The organism is Mycobacterium sp. shizuoka-1 (genome assembly GCF_002723835.1).
Taxonomy (GTDB): Bacteria; Actinomycetota; Actinomycetes; order Mycobacteriales; family Mycobacteriaceae; genus Mycobacterium.
On record NZ_BEWG01000115.1, the window covers coordinates 100,892 to 116,845 of the forward strand.

17 protein-coding genes are annotated in these 15,954 nt (G+C 68.4%); 6 read left to right on the forward strand and 11 right to left on the reverse strand.

The window, feature by feature from the left end; translation table 11 throughout:
* Nucleotides 1-32: 32 nt before the first annotated feature.
* From MSZK_RS29075 to MSZK_RS29100, 6 genes are all read right to left on the reverse strand, one after another.
* Nucleotides 33-1,820, reverse strand: coding sequence for an acetyl/propionyl/methylcrotonyl-CoA carboxylase subunit alpha (locus MSZK_RS29075; RefSeq protein ID WP_099251990.1), 1,788 nt, complete (start codon nt 1,818-1,820; stop codon nt 33-35).
* A 114-nt stretch (nt 1,821-1,934) separates the two neighbouring features.
* A complete protein-coding gene (locus MSZK_RS29080) occupies nt 1,935-2,354 on the reverse strand; it encodes a SufE family protein (protein ID WP_099251991.1) in 420 nt (139 codons plus the stop codon).
* A 2-nt stretch (nt 2,355-2,356) separates the two neighbouring features.
* Complete coding sequence (locus MSZK_RS29085; RefSeq protein ID WP_099251992.1) at nt 2,357-3,253, reverse strand: sulfurtransferase; 897 nt, start codon at nt 3,251-3,253, stop codon at nt 2,357-2,359.
* Between the two features lie 20 nt (nt 3,254-3,273).
* Nucleotides 3,274-3,918, reverse strand: a complete 645-nt coding sequence (locus tag MSZK_RS29090) for a nucleoside triphosphate pyrophosphatase (protein ID WP_199203538.1) — start codon at nt 3,916-3,918, stop codon at nt 3,274-3,276.
* Entirely contained in the window at nt 3,915-4,193 is a 279-nt protein-coding gene (locus MSZK_RS29095) for an acyl-CoA carboxylase epsilon subunit (protein WP_233211576.1), read from the reverse strand. Before MSZK_RS29095 ends, MSZK_RS29090 begins: the two co-directional genes overlap by 4 nt.
* Before the next feature lie 130 nt (nt 4,194-4,323).
* Nucleotides 4,324-5,952, reverse strand: a complete 1,629-nt coding sequence (locus MSZK_RS29100) for an acyl-CoA carboxylase subunit beta (RefSeq protein ID WP_099251994.1) — start codon at nt 5,950-5,952, stop codon at nt 4,324-4,326.
* An 87-nt stretch (nt 5,953-6,039) separates the two neighbouring features.
* Between MSZK_RS29100 and MSZK_RS29105 the strand changes: the two genes are divergently transcribed.
* Nucleotides 6,040-6,558 (forward strand): PH domain-containing protein, encoded by a 519-nt coding sequence (locus tag MSZK_RS29105; RefSeq protein WP_099252064.1) that lies wholly within the window; start codon nt 6,040-6,042, stop codon nt 6,556-6,558.
* Here the strand turns inward: MSZK_RS29105 and MSZK_RS29110 are convergent.
* A complete protein-coding gene (locus tag MSZK_RS29110) occupies nt 6,513-7,163 on the reverse strand; it encodes a GtrA family protein (RefSeq protein WP_099251995.1) in 651 nt (216 codons plus the stop codon). The two genes, MSZK_RS29105 and MSZK_RS29110, sit on opposite strands and share 46 nt — an antisense overlap.
* Before the next feature lie 57 nt (nt 7,164-7,220).
* Between MSZK_RS29110 and MSZK_RS29115 the strand changes: the two genes are divergently transcribed.
* Genes MSZK_RS29115 through MSZK_RS29125 form a run of 3 tightly spaced genes read left to right on the forward strand, consistent with a single transcriptional unit; the run spans nt 7,221 to nt 10,139 of the window.
* The gene (locus tag MSZK_RS29115) at nt 7,221-8,438 is read left to right on the forward strand and encodes a 5-(carboxyamino)imidazole ribonucleotide synthase (RefSeq protein ID WP_099251996.1); all 1,218 of its coding nucleotides are present in this window, start codon (nt 7,221-7,223) and stop codon (nt 8,436-8,438) included.
* A complete protein-coding gene (purE, locus tag MSZK_RS29120; RefSeq protein WP_099251997.1) occupies nt 8,431-8,937 on the forward strand; it encodes a 5-(carboxyamino)imidazole ribonucleotide mutase in 507 nt (168 codons plus the stop codon). The genes MSZK_RS29115 and purE overlap by 8 nt, the downstream gene beginning before the upstream one ends.
* Nucleotides 8,938-8,978: 41 nt before the next feature.
* Nucleotides 8,979-10,139, forward strand: a complete 1,161-nt coding sequence (locus tag MSZK_RS29125; RefSeq protein ID WP_099251998.1) for an acyl-CoA dehydrogenase — start codon at nt 8,979-8,981, stop codon at nt 10,137-10,139.
* Here MSZK_RS29125 and MSZK_RS29130 read toward each other — a convergent pair.
* From MSZK_RS29130 to MSZK_RS29145, 4 genes are read right to left on the reverse strand one after another with little or no spacing between them, the layout of a single operon-like run.
* Complete coding sequence (locus MSZK_RS29130) at nt 10,136-10,930, reverse strand: biotin--[acetyl-CoA-carboxylase] ligase (protein WP_371411412.1); 795 nt, start codon at nt 10,928-10,930, stop codon at nt 10,136-10,138. The genes MSZK_RS29125 and MSZK_RS29130 overlap by 4 nt on opposite strands.
* 21 nt (nt 10,931-10,951) lie before the next feature.
* Nucleotides 10,952-11,929 carry a cation transporter gene (locus MSZK_RS29135; protein ID WP_099252000.1) on the reverse strand — a complete coding sequence of 326 codons (978 nt, stop codon included), beginning with the start codon at nt 11,927-11,929 and terminating at the stop codon, nt 10,952-10,954.
* The gene (locus MSZK_RS29140) at nt 11,926-12,633 is read right to left on the reverse strand and encodes a TIGR03089 family protein (RefSeq protein WP_099252001.1); all 708 of its coding nucleotides are present in this window, start codon (nt 12,631-12,633) and stop codon (nt 11,926-11,928) included. Before MSZK_RS29140 ends, MSZK_RS29135 begins: the two co-directional genes overlap by 4 nt.
* Complete coding sequence (locus MSZK_RS29145; RefSeq protein ID WP_099252066.1) at nt 12,633-14,108, reverse strand: LCP family protein; 1,476 nt, start codon at nt 14,106-14,108, stop codon at nt 12,633-12,635. The genes MSZK_RS29140 and MSZK_RS29145 overlap by 1 nt, the downstream gene beginning before the upstream one ends.
* 88 nt (nt 14,109-14,196) lie before the next feature.
* Between MSZK_RS29145 and rfbD the strand changes: the two genes are divergently transcribed.
* Nucleotides 14,197-15,075 (forward strand): dTDP-4-dehydrorhamnose reductase, encoded by an 879-nt coding sequence (gene rfbD / locus MSZK_RS29150; protein ID WP_199203532.1) that lies wholly within the window; start codon nt 14,197-14,199, stop codon nt 15,073-15,075.
* Nucleotides 15,072-15,947, forward strand: coding sequence for a glycosyltransferase family 2 protein (locus MSZK_RS29155; protein ID WP_233211577.1), 876 nt, complete (start codon nt 15,072-15,074; stop codon nt 15,945-15,947). Before rfbD ends, MSZK_RS29155 begins: the two co-directional genes overlap by 4 nt.
* Nucleotides 15,948-15,954: the final 7 nt, after the last annotated feature.

Sequence of the window (15,954 nt, forward strand, 5' to 3'; positions counted from 1 at the left end):
CGCGTGACGATCGTGCGGCGGGCGCCGTCGGCTTACTTGATCTCCGCCAGCACCGTGCCCTGCGTGATGGCGGCACCGGCCTCGACAGCCAGCCCCGTGATGACACCGTCCTTGTGGGCGGTCACCGGGTTCTCCATCTTCATGGCCTCCAGCACCACCACGAGATCGCCGGTCGCCACGGTCTGACCCTCTTCGACGGCGACCTTGACCACGGTGCCCTGCATCGGCGCCGTCACCGCGTCACCCGAGGCGGCGGCGCCGGCGTGGGCGCCGCGCTTGCGCGCCTTCGGCTTCTTGCGGATCGCGCCGGACTCGGCCGGGCCCGAACCATTGCCCAAGGCCAGGTCGCCGGGCAGCGACACCTCGACCCGGCGGCCACCGACCTCGACGACCACCTTCTGCCGCGGCTGAGACTCTTCTTCGTCGACGGGGCCACCACCGGTGAACGGCTCGATGGTGTTGTTCCACTCGGTCTCGATCCAGCGGGTGTGCACCGTGAAACCGTCGTCGTCACCGATGAAGGCCGGGTCGCTGACCACCGCGCGATGGAACGGGATGACGGTGGCCAGACCCTCGACGGTGAACTCGTCCAGAGCCCGCCGAGCCCGCTGCAGAGCTTCGGTGCGGGTGGCGCCCGTGACGATCAGCTTGGCCAGCATCGAGTCGAACTGCCCGCCGATCACCGAACCGCTCTCCACGCCGGAATCCAGCCGCACGCCGGGACCCGTCGGCGGTTCGAACTTGTTCACCGGCCCGGGCGCGGGCAGGAAGCCGCGGCCGGCGTCCTCGCCGTTGATGCGGAACTCGATGGAATGCCCGCGCGGCGCGGGATCCTCGGTGATGTCCAGCTTCTCGCCGTTGGCGATGCGGAACTGCTCGCGAACCAGGTCGATGCCGGAGGTCTCCTCGGTGACCGGATGCTCCACCTGCAGGCGGGTGTTCACCTCGAGGAACGAGATCAGGCCGTCCTGGCCGACCAGGTACTCGACGGTGCCGGCGCCGTAGTAGTGCGCCTCCTTGCAGATCCGCTTGGCCGACTCGTGGATCTCCTTGCGCTGGGCGTCGGTCAGGAACGGCGCGGGGGCCTCCTCGACCAGCTTCTGGAAGCGGCGCTGCAGCGAGCAGTCACGGGTGCCCGCGACCACCACGTTGCCGTGCTGATCGGCGATCACCTGCGCCTCGACGTGGCGCGGCTTGTCCAGGTAGCGCTCGACGAAGCACTCGCCGCGGCCGAACGCGGCGACCGCCTCGCGGGTGGCCGACTCGAACAGCTCGGGGATCTCCTCGATGGTGCGGGCCACCTTCATGCCGCGTCCGCCGCCACCGAACGCTGCCTTGATCGCCACCGGCACGCCGTACTCCTTGGCGAAGGCCACCACCTCGTCGGCGTCCTTGACCGGGTCGGGGGTGCCGGGCACCAGCGGTGCCTGCGCGCGCGCGGCGATGTGGCGGGCGGTGACCTTGTCACCGAGGTCGCGAATGGACTGCGGGCTCGGCCCGATCCAGATCAGCCCGGCATCCAGAACGGCCTGCGCGAAGTCTGCGTTCTCACTCAGGAAGCCGTAGCCCGGGTGAATGGCGTTGGCGCCGGACTTGGCCGCGGCGTCGAGGATCTTGCCGAAGTCCAGATACGACTCCGCCGAGGTCTGCCCGCCCAGCGCGAACGCCTCGTCGGCGAGCCGCACGTGCGGAGCGTCGGCGTCAGGCTCGGCGTAGACCGCCACGCTGGCCAGTCCGGCATCCCTTGCCGCTCGGATCACCCGGACCGCGATTTCACCACGGTTGGCGACGAGGACTTTGGAGATGGTCTGACTGGGCACCGCGCCTCCTGCTTTGCGTGACTCTAAGAACGTTCTTTAAAAATAGGTTCGCACGGCAGTGTAAGCGCCGCTGCTTAGACACGAACCAGCTGGTACCCCTACTAATGAGTAAGTTCAGCTTCTTTCCCGTAGCCGGCGCTTGATCCGGGCCAGCATCGCCGACATTCCGCGCAGGCGAAGGGGACTGATCAGCGCCGCCAGCCCCAGCTCCGAGTAGAAGTCGTCGGGCACGGCCAGAATGTCGTCCTTGGACTGCCCGTCCAGCCCGGCCGCCAGAATCGACGCGAAGCCGCGCGTGGTCGGCGCCTCGGCGGGCGCGCTGAAGAACAGCCGCACATGGTCGGTGTCGGAGGCGTCGACGTGCAGAAAAAGCGGCGACTGGCATTCCGGCACCGGTTCCATCGCCGCCTCTTCGAGATCGGCAGGCAGCGCGGGCAGCTCGTCGGCGAACTCCAGCAACAGCTTGAGCTTGTCCTGGCCGGCCACGTCGCCGAAGTCGGACACCACCTCCGCGAGTGGCGCGGGCATGGTCATGCTCATGCCGATCCCGGTACAGATCCTGGTTCAGTGCCGGCGACGATCGGGACGCGTACGGTGTTGCCCCATTCCGTCCACGAGCCGTCGTAGTTGCGGACGCCGGGAATGCCCAGCAGATAGGTCAGCACGAACCAGGTGTGGCTGGACCGCTCGCCGATACGGCAGTAGGCGATGATGTCGTCACCGGGCTCGACGAACGAGTAGACCTCCTCGAGGTCGGCCCGGTTGCGGAAGCGGCCGCTGTCGTCGGCCGCCTTGGCCCACGGCACCGACACCGCGGTGGGGATGTGCCCGCCGCGCAGCGCACCCTCCTCCGGATAGTCGGGCATGTGGGTGCGCTCGCCGGTGTACTCCTGAGGCGATCGCACATCGATCAATGTCGAATGGCCAAGGGAGGCAAGCACATCGTCCTTGTATGCCCGGATGGCGGCGTCGTTGCGCTCGACCACCGGATAGCCGGAGCCGGTCTTGCTCGGAACGTCGAGCGTGGTGTCCCGGCCGTCGGAGATCCACAGGTCCCGGCCGCCGTTGAGCAGCCGGACATCCTGGTGGCCGAACAGGGTGAACACCCACAACGCGTAGGCGGCCCACCAGTTGCTCTTGTCGCCGTAGATGACGACGGTGTCGTCCCGGGAGATGCCTTTGCGGTTCATCAGCTCGGCGAACTGCGCGCCGCTGATGTAGTCGCGCACCTGGGGATCGTTGAGGTCGGTGTGCCAGTCGATCTTGACCGCACCCGGGATGTGGCCGATGTCGTAGAGCAACACGTCTTCGTCGGACTCCACGATGGCCAGGCCGGGGGTACCCAGGTGCGCAGACAGCCAGTCCGCGGTGACCAGGCGTTCCGGGTGGGCGTAGTCCTTGAGGACGGGGCTGGGATCTGCGGGAAGTGGCACGACGATGAGCCTACCGCCGATCAGCGGACCGGATTGGCCGCCCAGAGATCACCGATCGCCAGCCCGAGGTCGCCGAGCAGCCGATGCGTCACCGACAGGCCCAGGCCCACCACGTTGGACGGGTCGCCGTCCACGCCGTCGACGAACCAGCCGCCCAGCCCGTCCAGGGTGAAGGCGCCGGCGACCTGCAACGGCTCACCGCTGGCCAGGTAGGCCGCCAGGTCGGCGGGGCTGGGGGTGCCGAACCGCACCCGGGTGACGACCGCCTCGGTCGCGGTCCGCACCGCCCCGCCGTGGCGCACCCGGATCAGACAGTGTCCGGTGTAGAGCAGGCCGTCGCGACCCGCCATCGAATCCCATTGCTGCGCCGCCTGTTCGGCTGTCCCCGGTTTCCCGCACGGCCGACCGTCGAGGTACAGCATCGAATCGCAGCCGATCACAACACAATCCGCGGCGACCGCGTGGTCGAGGACCTGCGCCACGGCGTGGGCCTTGGCCGCGGCCAAAGCGGTGACGACGTTGCCGGGTTGCGCCTCGGTGCCGAGGTTCGCCAGGATCGCGTCCTCGTCGACGCCGGAGACCACAACCAACGGGTCGATACCGGCGCTGCGCAGCACTTTGAGCCGGCCGGTCGATGCCGAGCCGAGGACGATGCGCGTCATCAGCGACGCATGTGCGTCCGCTCCAGCAGCGTCACCCGATGCCAGCTGTGGATCGAATAACGCAACTTGTCGACCGGATGACCCCACATGTTGAGCTCCTGGGCGCCCGGTCCCGGGTTGCCGCCGCTGGCCGCGGCCAGCACGGTGACCAGGGCCGCGATGTCCTCGTCGGACGGGTTGCCCCGCTCGATGCGGATCTCGGGAGCCTGCGCTTGCGGGTTGTCCAGCGTCATGTCCCGAGGGTCGCTGACCTCGGTGATGTCTTCGTGCTTCGTCACAGTGGTCCGATCGTTCGCTCGTTCGCTGCGCTGTATCGACTCACGCCGCCCCAACCGTTCGTCTCGTTCGCTGCGCTCTCTCGACTCACGCCGCCCCAACCGTTCGTCTCGTTCGCTGCGCTCTCTCGACTCACAGCGGGATGTTCCCATGCTTCTTCGGCGGAACCTGGGCGATCTTGCGTTCCAGCAGTCGCAGCGCCGTGGAGATGTAGCCGCGGGTGTGCGACGGCGGGATCACCGCGTCCACGTAGCCCCGCTCGGCGGCGATGTACGGGTTCACCAGCGTGTCCTCGTAGTCCTGCTGCAGTTCCAGACGCAGGGCATCGACGTCCTTACCCTCGGCGGCCGCCTCCTTGAGCTGTGAGCGGTACACGAAGCCGACCGCGCCCGACGCACCCATGACCGCAATCTGCGCGGTCGGCCAAGCCACGTTGACGTCGCAGCCCATGTCCTTGGAGCCCATGACGCAGTACGCGCCGCCGTAGGCCTTGCGGGTGATCACGGTGATCTTGGCGACCGTGGCCTCGCCGTAGGCGTACAGCAGCTTGGCGCCGCGCCGAATGATGCCGTTGTACTCCTGCTCGGTACCGGGCAGGAAGCCCGGCACGTCGACCAGCATCACGATCGGGATGTTGAAGCAATCGCAGGTCCGGACGAAGCGGGCGGCCTTCTCCGAGGCGTTTATGTCCAGGCAGCCGGCGAACTGGGTGGGCTGGTTGGCGACGATGCCTACGGGGCGACCGTCCACCCTCCCGAAGCCGACGATGATGTTCTGCGCGTAACCGGCCTGGACCTCGAGGAACTCGTCGTCGTCGAGGATGCGGGTGATCACCTCGTGCATGTCGTACGGCTGGTTCGGCGAATCCGGGATCAGCGTGTCCAGCTCGAGGTCCTCGTCGGTGAGGTTCTCCTCGATCGCGCCCGGGTGCGGCGGCGCCGGGTAGCGCGGCGGCTCGGCGTAGTTGTTCGGCGGCAGATAGCTCAGCAGGTCGCGGACGTAGTCCAGGGCGTCCTGTTCGCCGGAGGCGACGTAGTGCACGGTGCCCGACTTGGCCATGTGGGTGTGGGCGCCGCCCAGTTCTTCCATGGTCACGTCTTCACCGGTGACGGTCTTGATGACGTCGGGACCGGTGATGAACATCTGGCTGGTCTGGTCGACCATGATCACGAAGTCGGTCAACGCAGGGGAGTACACGTGGCCGCCGGCGGCCGCGCCCATGATCAGCGAGATCTGCGGGATCACGCCGGACGCCTTGATGTTGTTGTGGAAGATCCGGCTGTAGAGGCCCAGCGAGACCACACCCTCCTGGATGCGGGCACCGGCACCGTCGTTGATGCCGATCAGCGGCCGGCCGGTCTTGAGGGCCAGTTCCTGGACCTTGACGATCTTCTCGCCGTAGACCTCGCCGAGACTGCCGCCGAACACGGTGGCGTCCTGGCTGAAGATGCAGACCTCGCGGCCGTCGATGGTGCCGTAGCCGGTCACCACGCCGTCGCCGACCGGGCGGTTCTTCTCCAGGCCGAAGTTGGTGGAGCGGTGCCGGGCCAGCGCGTCGAGCTCGACGAACGAGCCCTCGTCGAGCAGCGCCAGGATGCGTTCGCGAGCGGTGAGCTTGCCCTTGGCGTGGACCTTCTCCACGGCGGTCTCGCCGACCGGGTGCAGCGATTCCTCGGCACGCTGGCGCAGGTCGGCCAGCTTGCCTGCGGTCGTGTGGATGTCGATCGTGTGCTCGGCTGCCGGTTCCTTAACGCTCGTCATGGGTGACGATGGTATCGGCAACCTTAAGGAGGCGCTAAGGGCACCACGTGTCTTGCCTTCGCGTGTCCGGTGGCGTAGGAGATGACCATGGGATATCCCGAGAACGTGCTGGCCGCGGGCGAGCAGGTCGTGTTGCACCGCCACCCGCACTGGAAGCGCCTGGTCGGCCCGGTTCTGGTGCTGCTGATCGCGACCGTGGCGGCATCCTTCGTGGCGGCGCTGGTCAACAACACCAGCTGGGATCCGACCGCCAAGAAGGTGCTCTTCGGCGTCATCGCCGCGATCTGGCTGATCCTGGTGGGCTGGCTGACGCTGTGGAAGTTCTTCAATTGGCTCACAACGCATTTCGTGATCACCGACCGTCGGGTGATGTTCCGCCACGGGCTGCTGACCCGCTCGGGCATCGACATCCCGCTGGCGCGGATCAACAGCGTGGAGTTTCGGCACGGACTGCTCGACCGGATGCTGCGCACCGGCACGCTGATCATCGAATCGGCGAGCCAGGACCCCCTGGAATTCCACGACATTCCCCGCGTGGAGCGGGTGCACTCACTGCTGTATCACGAAGTCTTCGACACCCTGGGCGCCGAAGAATCGCCCAGCTGACGCTGGGACCGACGGCGCCGCAGCGGTGTCACGGTGCCGCCGGCCTCGTACTCGTCCTCGAGCGCCTCGGCGAAACCGCCGCCGGTGAGCGCGGACTCCAGCCCCTTGTCGTGGCTCGGGCCGAACTCGTCGGGGAACACCCAGCGGCGGAACGCCCAGAACCGGAATGCCATCTGCAGCAGGTTGCCCAGCACGTAGGCCGAGATGAAGTCGGCGATGTTCTCGACGGTCAGCGTGACGTGCGGCACGCGCAGCTCCAGGACGTAGCTGGAGAACCACAGCGGCGCCATGCTCAACAGCACGCCGACGCCGCTGACCGCGAAGAACAGCAGCGCCTCATGGTGACGTTCGCGGCCTCCGCGGTTGCGGAAGCTCCATTCCCGGTTCAGCACATAGGAGGCGATCACCGCGACGATGCCTGCGATCACCTTGGCGGTGACCGGCTTGGGCTCGAGGATGGTCAGCTTCAGGGTGTAGAAGATCGCCGAGTCGATGATGAACGTCGTCGCACCGACGATCGCGAACTTGATGAGCTCGTGATGCCGCTCGGCGAAGGGCCGGATCGGTCGGGGCAGCCGAGCGATCGTGGCATCTGCGAAAGACACAAGGAGCAAGTCTACGGAAGTCACCGTAGGTGTGCGTACTCGCGCAGGTCTGACACCATGATGGCCGTGTCAAAGCGCCCCACACCCCCCACCGTCGCCATGGTCGGCGGCGGCCAGTTGGCCAGGATGACCCACCAGGCGGCGATCGCGCTGGGCCAGAGCCTGCGGGTGCTGTCCGTCAGCGCCGACGATCCGGCCGCCCAGGTGGCCCCGGACGTGGTGATCGGCGAGCACACCGACCTCGACGCGCTGCGCCGGGCGGCCGAGGGGGCCGCCGTGCTGACGTTCGACCACGAGCATGTGCCGACCGAGATGCTCGACACGCTGGTCGCCGAGGGCGTCACGGTCGCGCCACCGCCCGAGGCACTCGTGCATGCCCAGGACAAGCTGGTGATGCGGCGCAAGCTGGCCGCGCTGGGCGCACCGATCCCGCGGTTCACCGCGGTCGCCGGCGTCGAGGACGTGGACGCATTCGCCGCCGAGATCGGTGGCCCGCTGGTCATCAAGACCGTTCGCGGCGGGTACGACGGCCGCGGCGTGGTGCTGGCCGACGATCTGGCGCAGGCCCGCGAGGTGGTCGCCGGCTACCTGGCCGAGGGCGTGCCGGTGCTGCTCGAGGAGCGGGTGGCGATGCGTCGCGAGCTCTCGGCGCTGGTCGCCCGGTCGCCGTTCGGCCAGGGCGCCGCCTGGCCGATCGTGGAGACGGTGCAGCGCGACGGCATCTGCGTGACGGTGATCGCCCCGGCGCCGGGGCTGTCCGAGGAGCTGGCCGGGGCGGCCGAACAGCTCGGTCTACGGCTGGCCGCGGAGCTGGGCGTGGTCGGTGTGCTCGCGGTCGAACTGTTCGAGACCGTCGACGGCGCACTGCTGGTCAACGAGTTGGCCATGCGCCCGCACAACTCGGGCCACTGGACCATGGACGGGGCGGTGACCAGCCAGTTCGAGCAGCACCTTCGGGCCGTGCTGGACTACCCGCTCGGCGACACCCGGCCCGTCGCGCCGGTGACCGTGATGGCCAACGTGCTCGGCGCCCCGCAGGCCCCGCAGATGAGCCTCGACGAACGGCTGCATCACCTGTTCGGACGGATTCCGGACGCCAAGGTCCACCTCTACGGCAAGACCGAGCGGCCGGGTCGCAAGGTGGGCCACGTCAACATCGTCGGGTGTGGGGAACGCGACGTGAACCGGGTGCGGGAACGCGCCGAGCGGGCTGCACACTGGTTGTCGCACGCAGAGTGGACGGACGGATGGGACGGGCACAGCGCCAATGACTGACAAACCGGTGGTCGGCTTGATCATGGGCTCCGACAGCGACTGGCCGGTGATGGAGGCCGCCGCCGAGGCGCTGGCGGAATTCGAGGTGCCCTTCGAGGTCGGAGTCGTGTCGGCGCACCGCACGCCGGGCCGGATGCTGGACTACGCCCGCGGCGCCGCGGCGCGCGACATCAAGGTGATCATCGCCGGGGCCGGCGGCGCCGCCCACCTGCCTGGGATGGTGGCCTCGGCCACCCCGCTGCCGGTGATCGGGGTGCCGGTGCCGTTGGCCAGGCTCGACGGGCTCGATTCCTTGCTGTCGATCGTCCAGATGCCCGCCGGGGTGCCGGTGGCCACGGTGTCGATCGGCGGTGCGCGCAACGCCGGACTGCTGGCGGTTCGCATCCTGGCCGCGTCGGATGTCGTGCTGCGCAAGCGGATGGCCAAGTTTCAGGACGACCTGGAAGCGCTGGTCTTGGAGAAGGACCGGGCGCTGCGTGAGCGATTACTCGGTGAGTGAAGACCCGGGTAAAGTGACCCGCGAGTAGCAAGGAGGCTGTGATGGCGGGAAATCCGGATTTCGACGTGTTCAAGTTGCCCGAGGAGCACGACGAGTTGCGGGCGGCGATTCGGGCGTTGGCCGAAAAAGAGATCGCGCCGTACGCGGCGGACTGCGACGAGAACTCGCGGTTCCCGCAGGAGGCGTTGGATGCGCTGAACGCGTCGGGATTCAACGCGGTGCACGTGCCCGAGGAGTACGGCGGGCAGGGTGCCGACTCGGTGGCCGCATGCATCGTCATCGAGGAGGTCGCCCGGGTCGACGCGTCGGCGTCGCTGATCCCGGCGGTCAACAAGCTCGGCACCATGGGTTTGATCCTGCGCGGATCCGACGAGCTGAAGAGCAAGGTGCTGCCGTCGATCGCCTCCGGTGAGGCGATGGCGTCGTATGCGCTGTCCGAGCGAGAGGCCGGCAGCGACGCGGCGTCGATGCGTACCCGCGCCAAGGCCGATGGCGACGACTGGATCCTCAACGGAGCCAAGGCGTGGATCACCAACGGCGGCAAGTCATCCTGGTACACGGTGATGGCGGTGACCGATCCCGACAAGGGCGCCAACGGCATCTCGGCGTTCATGGTCCACATCGACGACGAGGGCTTCACCATCGGGCCCAAGGAACGCAAGCTGGGGATCAAGGGCTCGCCGACCACCGAGCTGTACTTCGAGAACTGCCGCATCCCGGGCGACCGGATGGTCGGCGACCCGGGTACCGGGTTCAAAACGGCGCTGGCCACCCTCGACCACACCCGCCCGACGATCGGCGCCCAAGCCGTCGGCATCGCGCAGGGCGCGCTGGACGCGGCGATCGCCTACACCAAGGACCGCAAGCAGTTCGGCTCGTCGATCAGCAGCTTCCAGGGTGTGCAGTTCATGCTCGCCGACATGGCGATGAAGGTCGAAGCCGCCCGGCTGATGGTGTACTCGGCCGCGGCCCGCGCCGAGCGCGGTGAGCACGACCTCGGGTTCATCTCGGCCGCGTCGAAGTGCTTCGCCTCCGACGTCGCGATGGAGGTGACCACCGACGCCGTGCAGTTGTTCGGCGGCGCCGGCTACACCGTGGACTTCCCGGTCGAGCGCATGATGCGCGACGCCAAGATCACCCAGATCTACGAGGGCACCAACCAGATTCAGCGGGTTGTGATGTCCCGCGCGCTGCTGCGCTAGTCGGGTTGCTCGGCCGGTCGCAGGTGGGTGATGTCGCCGGCCGACACCGTGACGACCTCGGTGCCGGTGTCGATACTCAGCCGGCCCAGGGCGTCGATATCGCTTGCAACACCGGTGATCTCGCGATCGCCGGGCAGGATGGCCCGCACCTGGCTACCCAGAGTGAGGCTGCGGCTGCGGTAGTCGGCGACCAGGGCCGGGTCGGGACCGTGCGCCGCCTGCCACGCCTGGATGCGCGCGGTCAGCTCGCGCAGGATCGCTGCGATCAGGACGTCGCGGTCCAGCATCTGCGCCCCCAGCATCTGCAGTGAGGTGGCCCGGGGGTCGGGTGCCTCCGCCGCAGTCAACGTCACGTTGAGGCCGAGGCCCACCACGATGATCGGATCGGGGGCGGCCACCTCGGCCAGGATGCCGGCGAGCTTGCCGCTGCCCACCAGCACATCGTTGGGCCACTTCACGCCGGCCTCGACGCCGGTACTGGTTCGGACGGCGTCGACCAGTGCCACGCCGGTGAGCAGCGGCAGCCAGCCCCACGCCTCGGCTGGGACTCCGTCGGCGGCCACGCCGACCGACAGCGCGATCTGTGAGCGCGGTGGCGCCGACCAGCTGCGGCCGTTGCGGCCGCGGCCTGCGCTCTGGTGTTCGGCGAGCAGCACCGCGCCGCGGATGTCCTCACCGGCGGCATGCCGGGCCAGCAAGTCGGCATTGGTGGAACCGGTCTCGTCGACCACGTCGATGCGCCCGGGGACGTGGTCTCGGATCGCGCTGAGATTCAGTGGGGCTCGGTGCACCCACGGCAGCCTAGTGCTGCCTCAGGGCGTGGCATGGATGGGCAACGCGCTGAACACCAGCGTGAGCCGTAGTGGGCCGATCCGATTCCGCAGTTCGGTGAACGTCCGCGCGCGCAGTTCGTCCTGCTCGTCGACAGACATCGTGCCGGTGTAGGACACCCGCAGATCCACCTCGGTGGTCTTGCCTCGGCTGATCGCCAGCGCGTCGACCAGGGTCAGTTCGTGGTCGAGCTCGTGGGCGTGTTCTTCGGCGACGGCAGCGATCGCGGCGCGCACGGCCGCGTCGAGTTCAGGATCGGCGCGCCGTCCCGACAGTCGGCCGAACTCGAGGCGGATCTGCCGGATGGGCTCGCCCACCAGCAGCGCGCACAGGATCAGCACGATGATGCTGTCGGCGATGTCCTTGATGTTGAAGGTCGCCGACGTGACAACGGTGCCCTCCGGCAGCACGGCGACGACCACCAGGGAGGCGCAGATGCCCCCGCTGATGAGGGCCTCCATCTTGGCCGCGGTGGCCTCGACCTTCAGCAGGGCGGATGCACCGCCCACCGAGCGATTGTTGCGTTCGTGGTTCCACTTGAGCCCGAAGCAGATCAGCACGCACACCGCGGTGTAGATGGCGGCGAGCCCGAATTCCGGCTCGGATCCCTTACGAGTGATCAGGTAGTCGATCACCTTGATCGAGTTCGTCACCACCCCGACGATGACCACGCCCAGGATCATCAGCGAACGGAACAGTGCGTAGAGATTCTCCAGTGCCAGCCGGCCGTACGGGCTGTCGACATCGGCGGGCTTGGCCGCGGTGACCGCCAGCCGGGCCGCGATGAACGCCGCTGCCGCGTTGATGAGCGAGATGACACCGTCGAGCTGGGTGGCCGACACCCGGGTGATGGCGTAGATGGCGAAGCCGAGCACCGCAAGGCCGACCATGGTGACCATGTAGGCGTACAGACTGCGCCGTTCGGCCCGCAGGACCGCGGCCTCCGACGTGCCCGTCATCGGTCGCGGGTGACTTTCTCGGTCGATCGCCGACGCTCCAGCGCCGAAGGATCGGGATTGGCCACCTGCACCAGCGACGCACCGGCGACGAACACCGCCAGCAGGTGAGCCACCACCTCGTCGGGCGTCGACCACGGCAGTGACGACATCACCCGGTCGTCGGCGGTGATACCGGACTTCTCGGCGGAATCCCATGCCGCCGAGAGCACTTCGTCGACCGATCGGCCCTCCAGCGCGGGTCCGGGCGCGGTCTCGGTGATGAACTGATCGCCGTGCACGCGCACCGCTGTCGCGTAGTCGGTCACTCCGACCGGGAGATCCGGTACCGGCTTGCCGAACGGGTCCAGTGACAGCACGGCGACCTCACCGCCGGCCGCCGCCTCGTCGGCCTCGTCGAGCCGCTCGGCGGTGCACAGCGCGAGATCGGCGGCCCCGGAGAGTACGACCTCGGCGCCGATCCACCACACGCCGAGCAGGACGGCCGCCGTCTGCCAGTGTGCGGGCAACAGCACTGCCACCCGGCTGCCCGGTCCGGCGCCGAGTTCGTCGCGGAGCAGGTTGGCGGTCTTGGCCGCCCAGTTGGCCAGCGTCACCGTCGAGCACTCGATGCGCTCCCCGGTCGCGTCGTCGTAGAAGGTGATCCGCGGACCCATCGGGTCGGACTTGAGCAGTGGATCGAGCACTGCTGCAGTCAGATTGGTCATCAGTTGACGCACTTGGGGTCGTCCGACCCCGCGGTGATGATGGGCGACGGCGGAGGAGCCGTGCCGTCACCGGCCTGGCCGGCCGCCTGGCTGACCGTCGCCGAGGTCGGCAGCGAGCCCTCCAGACCGGAACCGGGGCCGGTGTAGTCGCTGGACAACACCACCCGCACGGTTCCCGCCGGAATGGCTCCGTCGGCCACCACGGGCAGTCCGCCGAGCTCCTTGGCGACCGCCTGGGCGCCGAGATCGTCTTCCTTGGCCGCCTGTACCTGGCTGCGGGCCACGTGGTCCTTGTCGTTGTTACCGACATCACCGGAACCGAAGCCCTTGGCGCTCAACACCTCCGAGACTGCGCCGGCCAGACCGTTGATGTCGGTGTCGTTGATCACGTCGGCCTTCGTCTGGTCCGGGGAGTAGGCGATCTTCTCCGTCTTGCCCTCCGCCTGGTCGTGCAGCAGGCTGGCCACCCACTCCTGCACCTGAACGGGATCGACCCGGACCACCGACTGCATGCCGTCGTCGCTCCAGCCGGCCTCGTCGAGAACCGGGATGGTCGCGAACGCCACATTGCCGCCCGCGAGGTGCTCGAGCTGCTTGATGAAATCCATGATGTCCCAGCCCGAGGACAGCACCACCGAGCGCTGGATCGCGTCCTGGAGCCGGTTCAGGGTCGACGGGCTGGTCAAGGTCTTACCGGAAATCACCTGGTGGGCAAGCGATGCCATGACCACCTGCTGACGGACCACCCGGTCGAGATCGCCACGGGGCAGGTCGTGACGCTGCCGGACGAAGCTCAAGGCCTGCGGCCCGTTGAGCTTCTGCCAGCCGGCCGGGAAGTCGGCACCGGAAAGAGGTTCGTAGACAGCATCTTTCAAACACACGTCGACTCCGCCGAGTGCGTCGGTGATCAGCGAGAATCCCAGCAGACCGATCTCGGCGTAGTGGTCGACCGTGACACCGGTGAGATCGGCCACGGTGGTGATCAGCGCCTCACGACCGGCCTCGACGGCCTTGGGCTCGGCCTCGGCAGGGTCGACACCCTGCTGCTCGACGAGCTCCTTCATCTTCTCCAGCTTCACCTGGCCGTAGACCCCGTTGATCTTGGTCTTGCCCAGGCCGGGGGCTTTGACATAGGAGTCGCGGGGGATCGAGATCGCGGTGGCGGACTTCCCGTTGTTCGGGATGCGCACCAGGATGATCGTGTCGGTGTTCGTCGACACGTCGTCGCCCGCGTGCAGGGCCGCGAGCTCCTCTTCCGACAACGGATTGCCGTGCGCGTCGGTGCGGCTGTCCATGCCCACCAGCAGGATGTCGATCGCGCCATCCTGACCGCCGCCGCCGAGCGCCGCGGTGCTCATGTGGAAGATGCCGTTCTCGAAGGACCGGATCTTGCCCCACGCCACACCGGTGCCGACCATCACCATCACGGCGATCAGCGCGAGCACCGTACGGGTCACCCGCTGGGCGCCCGTCAGTGCTTCGGAGTCAGCAGGCATCAGCCCAGGCTACTGGGGAGATGGGCGCAAGCCGGGTAGCCGAAACCGGCGTGCCAGACTCGTCTGTGTGGCAGCGCGCATCGTGATCACCGGCGCCGGTGGCCAGGTCGGGCGGTTTCTCGCAGGTGAGGCGGCCCGCCGAGGCCACGAGGTCAGCGCGCTGACCCACCGGCAGTGGGACATCGCCGACCCGGCCGCCGCGCAGCGATTCATCACCGAAGGTGACCTGGTCGTCAACTGTGCGGCGATCACCGACGTCGACGCCGCGGAGGCCGACCCCGACACCGCCTATGCCGTGAACACCGGCGGAGCCGAGAACATCGCGCACGCCTGCGCCCGAGTCGGCGCGCAGCTGGTGCACATCTCCACCGACTACGTGTTCTCCGGCGAGCAGCGGCACCCCTATGAGGTCGGCGACGAGACCGCGCCGTGCAACGTCTACGGACGCACCAAGCTGGCCGGCGAACTGGCCGTCCTGGCCGCCATGCCCGACGCGCACGTCGTGCGCACCTCCTGGGTGTACACCGGTGGCGCCGGCACCGACGTGGTCGCGGGCCTGCGCCGGCTGGCCGCCACCGAGGCGACCGTGGACGCGGTCGACGACCAGATCGGGTCGCCCACCTACGTCAAAGACCTGGTGGACGCGCTTCTCCAGATCGGTCTCGGCAGCATGCGCGAGCCGGTCCTGCACGTCGCCGACGAAGGTGCGTGCACCCGGTACGAGCAGGCCAGGGCCGTGTTCGAAGAGCTGGGTGCCGACCCGGACCGGGTCCGGCCGGTCAGCTCCGCACAGTCCGCCCGTCGGGCACCGCGCCCGGCCTATTCGGCCCTGTCGATGGCGATGTCGGTGCGCGCCGGGGTCAGCCCGCCCCGGCCGTGGCGCGCGGCGCTGGCCGAGGCGCTTGCTCAACCCGTCGACGACGGACAGTTACCCTCTACGCCGTGACGTCGAGCCGCCCCCTGACCGTGGTCACGGTGACGTACTCGCCGGGCTCCCATCTCGATCGCTTCCTGTCGTCGCTGACCGTGGCCACCGACCGCCCGGTGACGGTCGTGCTGGCCGACAACGGGTCCACCGACGGCGCCCCGGAAGAAGCGGTCGAGCGCTACCCCGGGACCACGCTGCTGCGCACCGGTGCCAACCTCGGCTACGGCAGCGCCGCCAACCGCGGGGTGGCCAGCGCCCCGGCCGACGACGAGTTCGTGATCGTGGCCAACCCCGACGTGGTCTGGGGCCCCAACAGCATCGACGAGCTCCTCGAGGCTGCCGAGCGCTGGCCGCGCGCCGCGACACTGGGACCCCTGGTCCGCGATCCCGACGGAGCCGTCTACCCGTCGGCCCGGCACCTGCCCAGCCTGGTGCGCGGCGGGATGCACGCCGTCGTCGGGTTCGTCTGGAAAACCAACCCGTGGACCCGGGCCTACCGGCAGGAATACCTCGAGCCCACCGAACGGCCGGTGGGGTGGCTGTCGGGCTCCTGTCTGCTGATCCGACGCGCGGCGTTCGACCAGGTGGGCGGCTTCGACGAGCGCTACTTCATGTATATGGAAGACGTCGACCTCGGCGACCGGCTGGGCCGGGCCGGCTGGCTCAACGTGTACGTGCCGTCGGCGGAAATCCTGCACGACAAAGGCCACTCGACGGGCCGTGACCCGGCCACCAATCTCCGGGCTCATCACCAGAGCACTTACATTTATCTGGCCGACCGCCATTTCGGCTGGTGGCGCGCGCCGCTGCGGTGGACGATGAAGGGCGCGCTGAAGGTTCGGTCGCGCGCGGCGGTACGCAAGTCCCGCCGTGAGCTGGCGCAAAGGTAGGGGGCCT